The organism is Bradyrhizobium campsiandrae, from assembly GCF_014529705.1.
GTDB classification, from domain to species: Bacteria; Pseudomonadota; Alphaproteobacteria; order Rhizobiales; family Xanthobacteraceae; genus Bradyrhizobium; species Bradyrhizobium campsiandrae.
The window spans coordinates 1-1514 of record NZ_JAANIH010000152.1 but is presented as its reverse complement, the minus strand read 5'-3'; the positions used below and the strand labels follow the sequence as shown (position 1 = coordinate 1514).

Genomic DNA, 1514 nt, shown 5'->3' with positions numbered 1-1514 from the left:
CAGGTCGGCGCGGAAAACATCGCGATCTTCGGCATGGAGGCCGGCGACGTGATGATCCGGCGCAAGCAGGGCCTGGACGCCTCGGACGTGATCCGCAAATCGCCGAAGCTGCAGCGCGCCATCAATGCGATCGGCGCCGGCGAATTCTCGCCCGGCGATCCCGGCCGCTTCGAATCGATCGCGCATGCGCTGCGCTATCTCGACCATTACATGGTCAGCGCCGATTTCGATTCCTATTACGAGGCGCAGCGCGCGGTCGACGCGCGCTGGCAGGTGGCGCCGGCCTGGACGCGCGCCTCCATCCTCAACGTCGCCCGCATGGCGTGGTTCTCCTCCGACCGCACCATCCGCGAATATGCCGAGGAGATCTGGAACGTGCCGATCAACCCGGTCACGCCGCCGTTCCAGGAGGCCGAGAAGCTGCGCGACGCGGCGAGCTGATTTTTCCGCAGGGTGAAATCGGCGTTACCTGCGAGATCATTGCGTCAAACGCGCAAGATGATGATATGACTGTCATCATCCCCTGGGACGGTGTCGGTGAGGCTGATGCCGTTACCTCAAACACCGTCACTGCGGCGCGGCAAATCCAGACTGCCTCAATGGAAAGATTCTGGATTGCTTCGCTCCGCTCGCAATGACGACGGGGTCGGCACCGAGGACACAATGCACGCCAAGCTTCCCCACCCGTTCGACGACGCCACCCGCATCACCGCCGGCGACTCGCATTGGCAGGGGCACACCAGCGACGATTATTGGGCCTTCGTCGGCCCGTTCGGGGGCGTGACGGCCGCAACCATCCTGCGCGCGCTGATCGAGCATCCGCAAGCCGCCGGCGATCCGCTGGCGCTCACCGTCAATTACTGCGCCCCGATCGCCAAGGGTCCGTTCGACCTCGACATCCGCCTGGTGAAAGCCAACCGCTCCAGCCAGCACTGGAGCGTCGAACTGTCGCAGGGCGGCGGCGAGGTCGCGACACTCGCCACCGCCGTGTTCGCCGAGCGCCGGCCATCCTGGGAGCACAGGGTGGCGCAGTTTCCCGATGCCAGGCCGTTCGAACAGACGCTGCCATTCCCGAAGATCCAGGCGTCGTGGGCCAACCAGTATGAATTCCGCTTCGTCGAAGGCGAGATGCGGCTCGGGCCGCCGCAGGCGGAGCTCGCCAGCACCTATTCGAAAATCTGGATCAGCGATCGCGAGCCGCGCCGGCTCGACATGCTGTCGCTGATGTCGATGTCGGACGCCTTCTTCGGCCGCATCTTCCACGTACGGCGCGAGCTGGTGCCGTTCGGCACGGTATCGCTGACGACGTATTTCCACACGGACAGCGACGAACTCGCGGCCGAGAACATCACCCGCGTGCTGGCAACGGCCGATTCGAAGATCATGCACAAGAGCTACGCCGACCAGAACGCCGAGTTGTGGTCGCCGAACGGACGGCTGCTCGCGACCACGACGCAGATCGCGTATTTCAAGGCGTAGCCACGGGGTCGTCCCGGCGAAGGCCGGGACCCATA

The 1514-nt window shown here is 64.8% G+C and carries 2 protein-coding genes; both read left to right on the top strand.

Annotated features, from left to right (window positions below; genetic code table 11):
* Positions 1-441: glycogen/starch/alpha-glucan phosphorylase (locus G8O24_RS42415; protein ID WP_188108400.1), on the top strand; the 441-nt coding region annotated here is incomplete at its 5' end.
* A 222-nt stretch (positions 442-663) separates the two neighbouring features.
* A complete protein-coding gene (locus G8O24_RS42410; RefSeq protein ID WP_188108399.1) occupies positions 664-1479 on the top strand; it encodes an acyl-CoA thioesterase in 816 nt (271 codons plus the stop codon).
* Positions 1480-1514: the final 35 nt, after the last annotated feature.

Excerpts from the sequence above, each read along its gene's own strand:
- G8O24_RS42410 (WP_188108399.1), top strand. The coding sequence starts at position 664 with ATGCACGCCAAGCTTCCCCACCCGTTCGACGACGCCACCCGCATCACC.